Genomic DNA, 8,185 nt, shown 5'->3' with positions numbered 1-8,185 from the left:
GAAGAGGCCAAGTACATCGCCGTCGTCGACGACGTGGTGGAGCGCTTCGAGAAGGGCCAGCCGGTCCTCATCGGCACCACCAGCGTCGAGCGCTCGGAGTACCTGTCGAAGCAGTTCACCAAGCGGCGGGTCCCGCACAACGTGCAGAACGCGAAGTTCCACGAGCAAGAGGCCGGCATCATCGCGGAGGCAGGGCGGCGCGGTGCCATCACGGTCGCCACCAACATGGCAGGCCGCGGCACCGACATCGTGCTCGGAGGCAACGTCGACTTCCTCGCCGACAAACGGCTGCGGGACCGCGGCCTGGATCCCGTCGAGACGCCCGAAGACTACGAGGCCGCCTGGGACCAGGTGCTCCCTCAGGTCAAGGCCGAGGTGGAGGACGAGGCCAAGGAGGTCATCGAGGCCGGTGGCCTGTACGTGCTCGGCACCGAGCGCCACGAGTCGCGGCGCATCGACAACCAGTTGCGCGGCCGCTCCGGACGCCAGGGTGACCCCGGCGAGTCGCGGTTCTACCTGTCGCTTGGCGACGAGCTCATGCGCCGCTTCAACGGTGCCACGCTGGAGTCGTTGCTCACCCGGCTGAACCTGCCCGAGGACGTGCCCATCGAGGCCAACATGGTCACGCGTGCCATCAAGAGCGCGCAGACGCAGGTCGAGCAGCAGAACTTCGAGGTCCGCAAGAACGTCCTCAAGTACGACGAAGTGATGAACCAGCAGCGCAAGGTCGTCTACGCCGAGCGCCGCCTCATCCTCGAGGGCGAGAGCGTGCAGGAGCAGGCCCGTCAGATGGTGGTCGACGTGATCACCGCCTACGTCAACGGCGCCACCGCGGAGGGTTACTCCGAGGACTGGGACCTGGAAGCCCTGTGGAATGCGCTGAAGATGCTGTACCCGGTGGGTATCGATCACCACGACCTGATCGACTCCGGCGCCGTCGGCGAGCCCGGCGAGCTGACCCGCGACGAACTTCTCGAGGCGCTGCTCGCGGACGTCGAACGCGCGTACGCCGTCCGGGAGGCGGAGTTGACCGAGATCGGCGGCGAGACCGCGATGCGTCAACTCGAGCGCAGCGTGCTGCTGACCACCGTTGACCGCAAGTGGCGCGAGCACCTCTATGAGATGGACTACCTCAAGGAGGGCATCGGGCTGCGGGCGATGGCACAGCGTGACCCGCTGGTCGAGTACCAGCGCGAGGGCTACGACATGTTCATGGGCATGCTGGACGGGCTGAAGGAAGAGTCGGTGGGGCTGTTGTTCAACGCCCAGGTGCAGGCCGCGCAGGCGCCCACCGTCGCGCCCGTTGCGGCCCCGCCGAACCTCGCGCAGTTCGCGGCGGACGCCGCGGCCAAGGCGCAGGAGGCCAGCGCCCCCGCAGTCGCCAAGGGCGCCGTCGCCACCGAGGAGCGTCCGCAGGAGGCGCCACCGGCGTTGCGCGTCAAGGGAATCGTGGACGACGCGCCTCCACTGACCTACACGGGGCCGTCCGAGGACGGGTCCGCACAGGTGCAGCGGGGCGGCCGACACGCGGCCCCCGCGCCGGCGAACGGCAGCACGCGGCGGGAGCGACGTGAGGCAGCGCGCAAGCAGGCCCGCGGTGGCCCGACCGCGCGACGCGGCTGACGGCGGTCGCGACGGCCGTACCGCCGCTGTCGCTCAGCCGATCTGCAATGCCGTGACCAGCCAGCGGCCCCCGATGACCTCGATGCGGCCTGCGATCGCCTTGACTCGGCGGCCCCGGGTATAGGTGCCGAACACCTCGGCCGCCGTCGCCTCGCCGTCGGCGGAGACCGCGGTGCGCAGTCGCATCCGGCGCAGTACGGCCGCGCCGTCGGTTGGGGTGGTCCGCGTCATGGCAACCACGGCGTCGATCAGCGCCGGTGTCAGCAGTGGGCGCAGTTGTGCGACGGGCCTGCGCCGGTCGGCTACCTCGAGCACGCGACGCAGCGCGGTATCGGCGAATACGGCGGCGGCCCGTGGTGGCGGTGACTCCTTGGCCGGCACCGCGGGGACGGCCCGCAGCCGACGCGGGGTGTGCCGGTGCAGCGCGGCGGGTGTCGGCGGTGGGCAGGCCGGCGCGCCGACCAGCGGCGGTTCGTAGTCGATGATCGGCGACGTGAACGGATGAGCCGGGGCGAGCGAAGCGACGGGGGATGTTTGCGCAGTGGGAATGCGTGATGCGGTCACGGTCAGTCTCCAGCAGTCGGGGTCAACACGGTGGCATCTGCTGGAGAGTGCAGACGCATTCATGATCGCATGGCGCGAGGACACTCTGATGCACCGTTACATCTGTTGTTGGCCGTTGCCGGGGTAACGGTTGCCCGGCCCGGTGACCGCGTGCTTGCCCGGCCGGGTTCACGAGATGTGGTTCCCCGTATCCCTGGCCGGTGACGGTTACCGGTGCTGCTCGCCTGCGGTTTGTCGGGTCCGGCCTGGTCGGTAGCTCTCACACCACGATCCTCTGGTCGCGGGTGTGTCACACCTTTCCGTCGCCGGGCCGAAAAGCCCTGGGCGCGACGCCCGATCACCGTGGCCGCGGCCTGATGTCGGGTGACGTTCTCGTAGGGTTTGCGCCAATGCGCATCGCCCCAGACACTGCTGTAGGCCGGGTTGACCGCCCACAATGCGATTCCGGCCGCGGCGGCTTGCGCGGCCAGCCGATTGCGGAACACCCCGGTCGGTATCCCCGCCACCGTGCGGCGGAAGCGTTTCCCACGCCGGCCGCGGCCCATCGTTTCACGGCCGGTGGCCCGCGCGTCGGCGAAGTCGAGGTCCTCCACCGCGATGGCGGCGACCCCGTGTCGGCGGGTGTAGTGGATGAGCCTGGTGATGGCGTGACGCACTTGGGCATCCCGACGGGCGGACGTGCCGGCCAGGTCGATGTCGATGCGTTCCGGTGTACCGACCGGGTTGCCATGGGCATCTAGACGGCGCACCGCCAGGTGTCCGGCGTTGAGATCCACACCTACAACCGGGCCCGCCGCGAACACCGTGTCCTCGGGACTGCCGCCGGTGGGTACCATCGGCGCCGGGAGGCCCCAGGCTGCGGTCAGGTAGCGCCCAGGCCGACCAGGTTTACGGGTGATGGTGTAGGACACCGACTTCCCGCCGGTGATCCGCGCCATCCATTCATCGCCACGGTGGGAGAACACCGCGGTGCCGGATAGCACGTAGCGGCCGTGTTTGGCGTTGGCGACATGTTCCAACGGTTTCGGCAACCGCACACTGACCTGGCCGTGCGGGGTGACGGTGATGGTGAGATTGCCGAACGGTTCATCACCGGAGCCATTCGCCGTAATCCGATACCGTGCCGCCTCCCACCGGTCGCGCCACCGGACCGGCGTGAGACCCGCGGAGTCGAGGTGGTGGCGAGCCTTGGCCAGCCGGGCACCGCCCTCGACGACCCGCACCCGACTCTTCGCCTGGTGGGCTTCGGCGCGGGCGAGCTCGGCGCGTAGATGCTGCAGCCGACGCTGCTTGGCGAACCGTTCCGCTTGGGTCGCATATCCCTTCGGCGACTTCGCACCGCGCCGTGCCTTGCGCTGCGCGACGGTCAAGACGTCCCCGGTGGGAGCGGCCAGGCGTTTCTCGATGATGGCGATCGCGGCACGCAAACCCGCCAGATGGCGGTACTGGGCATCGCGGGCCAGTCGGTACTGGTCATCGTTGCCAGCGATGATCGCGTTGGCCCACCGAGCGCTCGACTCGGCGGTCAACGCCGCTTTACGCGCGTTGAGCCGGGCCCGGCGCACCTGCCGCCGGGTATCGGTGTCCAGTCCTGCCGCCTGTGGCTGGGGCCGACATGCCGACGTGAGGTCCGCGCGCCGCAACCGGCCCAGATGCTCGGCAACCAGATCCAGCACACGCTCGTCGTGCGCGCTGGTCTGCAACCTGGTCCCAATCGCTACGCCAGACGGCGTCGCCACCGCCTTCACCCCACGCCACTCCCGCAACCGCGCCGACCTCACACCCGCACCATCCCACCCATCACCGACAGACCCCACGACCAACACCGACCGACAAACCAGCCAACTGCTAAGCACCCGTGATGCAGGCTCGCGGTTTCGCCGGTTACCGTGACGGGGTTCAGACATTGAGCGAGGGGGAGGGTGGCGCCGACATGGTGACGAGGTTGTCGGCGTCGGACGCGTCGTTCTATCACCTGGAGAACTCCGCGACCCCGATGTACGTGGGCACGCTGTCGATCCTGCGCAAGCCACGCAGCGGGTTGAGCTACGAGACCCTGTTGAACACCGTCGAGCGACGGCTGCCGCAGATCCCGCGCTACCGCCAGAAGGTTCGCGAGGTATCGCTTGGCCTGGCGCGGCCGGTGTGGGTCGACGACCCCGACTTCGACATCACCTATCACATCCGGCGTTCGGCGTTGCCGTCGCCGGGAAGTGACGCGCAGTTGCACGACCTCGTCGCGCGGCTGGGGTCGCGGCAGCTCGACAGGTCGCGTCCGCTGTGGGAGATGTATCTGGTCGAAGGCCTGACGAAGAACCGCATCGCCATCTACACCAAGTCACACCAGGCGCTCGTCAACGGCATGACGGCTCTGGAGATCGGGCACGTCATCGCCGACCGCACCCAGAAGGCGCCGGAGTTCGGCGAGGACATCTGGATTCCCGCGCGTGAGCCCAGCGACGCGCGGCTGGTGTGGGGTGCCCTCGGGGAATGGGTCGCCCGGCCGTCCGGCCAACTCGCTGCGGTCCGGTCCGCGGTCATGGAGGTGGCCACCAACTCGGGGCAGCTGGTCGAGGTGGGACGCCGGGTCGCCGACGTGGCTCGCACCGTTGCGCGCGGCACCGCGCCAAGCAGCCCGCTCAACAGCACCGTGTCGCGCAACCGCCGGTTCGCCGTCGCCTGCCACCGGCTGGAGGACTACCGCCAACTGCGCGCCCGCTACGACTGCGACGTCAACGACGTCGTGCTGGCCGTGGTGGCCGGCGCATTGCGCAACTGGCTGATGTCGCGTGGCGAACCGGTGACGTCAGCCTCGACGGTCCGGGCGATGGCGCCGATGTCGGTGTACCCCGACGCCGAGCTCGACGTGGTCGGTCCTGGCCAGGCGATCAGCGAGGTGTCGCCGTTCCTGGTCGACCTGCCCGTCGGGGAGGGCAATGCCGTGGTGCGATTGTCGCAGATCGCGCATGCCACCGAATCGCATTCGACGGCAGCCGTCCTCGTCGATGCCAGAACCATCGTCACTCTGTCCGGGTTCGCCCCACCGACGTTGCACGCCATGGGGATTCGTGTCGCGACCAGTTTCTCGGCTCGACAGTTCAACCTGCTCATCACCAATGTGCCTGGCGCGCAGAAGCAGATGTACATCGCAGGCACCAAGCTGCTGGAGACCTATGCGGTGCCGCCGCTGCTGCACAACCAGGTGATGGCGATCGGGGTGACGTCCTACAACGGCATGCTCTACTTCGGCGTGAACGCCGACCGCGATGCGATGAGCGACGTCGACGTCGTGCCCATCCTGCTGCGCGAATCGCTCGACGAACTGCTGGAAGCGGCGCGCTGATCGCTCCTGCTCATCGGGTGTAGAACGATGATCAGCACTACGATCCGGTGATGGGAAGCTCGAAGGCGGCCGGCAAGAACGGCAAGCCGAAATCAGCGAAGTCGAAGATCTCCAACGACATCTACGAGGCCGAATTATTCCGTCTGCAAACGGAATTCGTGAAGCTGCAGGAGTGGGTGCGGGAGTCCGGCGCACGGATCGTGGTGGTCTTCGAGGGCCGTGACGCGGCGGGCAAGGGCGGAACGATCAAACGCATCACCGAGTACTTGAGTCCACGCATCGCGCGGATCGCGGCGCTACCCGCCCCGAATGACCGCGAACGCGGACAGTGGTACTACCAACGCTATATCGCGCAATTGCCTGCCAAGGGCGAGATCGTGCTGTTCGACAGGTCCTGGTACAACCGCGGTGGCGTGGAGAAGGTGATGGGATTCTGTACCGCGCAAGAGCATTCGTTGTTCCTGCGTCAGACGCCGATCTTTGAGCAGATGCTTCTGGAGGACGGAGTCCTGCTCCGCAAATACTGGTTCTCGGTGTCGGACGACGAGCAGTTGCGTCGGTTCAAGTCGCGGCGCAACGATCCGGTCCGGCAGTGGAAGCTCAGCCCGATGGATCTGGAGTCGGTGTACCGGTGGGAGGACTACTCGAGAGCCAAGGACCAGATGATGGTCCATACCGACACCCCCCAGAGTCCCTGGTATGTAGTCGAGTCCGACGTCAAGAAACACGCGCGACTGAACATGATGTCGCACCTACTGTCGACCATCGACTACGTCGACGTGGGGCACCCGAAGGTCGAATTGCCCGAGCGGCCGGTGATGAGTGGGAGCTACCAGCGGCCCTCGCGCGAACTGTCGACCTACGTGGACGATCATGTCGCCACGTTGATCGGCGATCGCGAGTAGTGCCGCTACAGTCGCCTGGTGCGTGTCTACATCCCGGCGACCCTGACCATGTTGCAGAAGCTCGTCGCCGACGGATCGATACATGCGCTCAGCGGAACCGCGTTCGCGGTGACCCCTGCGCTGCGGGAGTCGTACTTCGAGGGCGACGAGGACGAACTCGCCGAGGTCGCATTGCGCGAGGCCGCGTTGGCCTCCCTGCGACTGCTGGGGGCCGAGGGAAGTGCGAGCGGCTTGCCGCCCCGGCGGGCCGTGCTCGTTGCGGAGGTGGACGGCGCCACCGCGCGGCCCGATCTCGACGACGCGGTGGTGCGTCTTGCGGGTCCGGTCGGGATCGCCGACGTGGTCGCTGCCTACCTCGACAATGCGGCGGCCGAGCCTGCCGTGCTGGACGCGATCGAAGTCATCGATTCGGCCGATATGGGCGACGAGGACGCCGAGTTCACCGTCGGTGACGCCCAGGACCACGACCTCGCCTGGTACGCCAGCCAGGAGCTGCCGTTTCTGCTCGACCTGCTCTGACGGCTGGATGCGAAGCCGTAGGTTACGGTACCGTAGGTTAGTACCATCAGGCCCCAGACTCCGGCCTCGAAATAGCGCGACACGTGATCAGGAGCCTCCATGGCCAAGAACAGCATCAAGATCTCCGCCAACGTCGCCGACACCGTCCGACCCGCCCTCGCAGGTGCCGATCGGCATCCCGGCTGGCACGCGCTGCGTTCGATCGCGGCACGCGTCACCACACCACTGCTGCCCGACGACTACCTGAAGCTCGCCAACCCGTTGTGGTCGGCCCGCGAATTGCGCGGCAGGGTGCTGGAGGTGCGCCGCGAGACCGAGGATTCGGCCACGCTGGTGATCAAACCGGGGTGGGGCTTCTCCTTCGACTACGAACCGGGTCAGTACGTCGGCATCGGGGTGCTGATCGACGGCCGCTGGCGGTGGCGGTCCTACTCGTTGACGTCGAGTCCGGTCGCCGTTGCCGCCCCGGCATCTGGTCGAGGTACGCGAACCATCACGATCACCGTCAAGGCGATGCCAGAGGGCTTCCTGTCCAGCCACCTGGTCGGCGGCGTCGCGCCGGGCACCATCGTGCGACTGGCCGCCCCGCAGGGCAACTTCGTCATGCCGGATCCGGCACCGGCGTCGGTGCTGTTCCTCACGGCAGGGTCGGGCATCACGCCAGTCATGTCCATGCTGCGCACGCTGGTCAAACGCAACGGAATCGGCGGCCCGGGTCATGTAGTCCACGTGCATTCGGCGCCAACGGAATCCGACGTGATGTTCGGCTCCGAGTTGGCCCAGTTGGCGGATGCGCACGAGGGTTACCAGGTGCGGCTACGTGCCACGCGGAGCGTCGGCCGACTCGATCTATCCCGGCTCGACGACGAAGTGCCGGATTGGCGCGACCGCCAGACCTGGGCGTGCGGTCCGGAGGGCATGCTCGACGCCGCGCACCGGCAGTGGTCGGCGGCGGGCATCGGCGAGCGTCTGCACCTGGAGCGGTTCGCGGCGACGCGGGCCGCGGTACACGGCCAGGGCGGGACGGTTGAGTTCGCGCGGAGCGGGAAGACGGTGACGGTGGACGCCGCGACGCCCCTCATGGATGCGGGGGAGAGCGTAGGCGTCCGGATGCCGTTCGGTTGCCGGATGGGCATCTGCCAGTCATGCGTCGTGGCATTGGTCGACGGGCACGTCCGCGACCTACGCAGCGGCGCCGAACACGAACCGGGCAGTCGCATTCAGACCTGCA

7 protein-coding genes are annotated in these 8,185 nt (G+C 67.8%); 5 read left to right on the top strand and 2 right to left on the bottom strand.

Going from position 1 to position 8,185, the window contains the following annotated elements; genetic code table 11:
- On the top strand, window positions 1-1,623 hold a 1,623-nt coding region (locus QOC69_RS15430), incomplete at its 5' end, for a preprotein translocase subunit SecA (protein WP_526440979.1).
- Between the two features lie 33 nt (window positions 1,624-1,656).
- Here QOC69_RS15430 and QOC69_RS15425 read toward each other — a convergent pair.
- Entirely contained in the window at window positions 1,657-2,187 is a 531-nt protein-coding gene (locus QOC69_RS15425) for an Rv3235 family protein (protein ID WP_526440977.1), read from the bottom strand.
- Window positions 2,188-2,246: 59 nt separating this feature from the next.
- The gene (locus QOC69_RS15420) at window positions 2,247-3,926 is read right to left on the bottom strand and encodes a hypothetical protein (protein ID WP_526440975.1); all 1,680 of its coding nucleotides are present in this window, start codon (window positions 3,924-3,926) and stop codon (window positions 2,247-2,249) included.
- Window positions 3,927-4,120: 194 nt separating this feature from the next.
- On the opposite strand from QOC69_RS15420, the gene QOC69_RS15415 reads away from it, so the two are divergent.
- From QOC69_RS15415 to QOC69_RS15400, 4 genes are all read left to right on the top strand, one after another.
- Window positions 4,121-5,530, top strand: a complete 1,410-nt coding sequence (locus QOC69_RS15415; RefSeq protein WP_526440983.1) for a WS/DGAT/MGAT family O-acyltransferase — start codon at window positions 4,121-4,123, stop codon at window positions 5,528-5,530.
- Between the two features lie 50 nt (window positions 5,531-5,580).
- Window positions 5,581-6,435 carry a polyphosphate kinase 2 gene (ppk2, locus tag QOC69_RS15410; protein WP_526440973.1) on the top strand — a complete coding sequence of 285 codons (855 nt, stop codon included), beginning with the start codon at window positions 5,581-5,583 and terminating at the stop codon, window positions 6,433-6,435.
- Window positions 6,436-6,450: 15 nt separating this feature from the next.
- Window positions 6,451-6,954 carry a DUF6912 family protein gene (locus QOC69_RS15405; protein WP_526440981.1) on the top strand — a complete coding sequence of 168 codons (504 nt, stop codon included), beginning with the start codon at window positions 6,451-6,453 and terminating at the stop codon, window positions 6,952-6,954.
- Window positions 6,955-7,053: 99 nt separating this feature from the next.
- Window positions 7,054-8,185, top strand: a 1,132-nt coding sequence (locus tag QOC69_RS15400) for a ferredoxin reductase (RefSeq protein WP_526440971.1), incomplete at its 3' end; no start/stop codon positions are given.

The sequence above is a fragment of the Mycobacterium sp. genome, from assembly GCF_032162105.1.
Taxonomy (GTDB): domain Bacteria; phylum Actinomycetota; class Actinomycetes; order Mycobacteriales; family Mycobacteriaceae; genus Mycobacterium.
The sequence above is the reverse complement of the archived record's forward strand: the minus strand, read 5'-3'. Positions and strand labels throughout refer to the sequence as shown.

Coding starts and splice junctions, on each gene's coding strand:
- ppk2 (WP_526440973.1), top strand. CDS start 5,581: ATGGGAAGCTCGAAGGCGGCCGGCAAGAACGGCAAGCCGAAATCAGCG.
- QOC69_RS15415 (WP_526440983.1), top strand. CDS start 4,121: ATGGTGACGAGGTTGTCGGCGTCGGACGCGTCGTTCTATCACCTGGAG.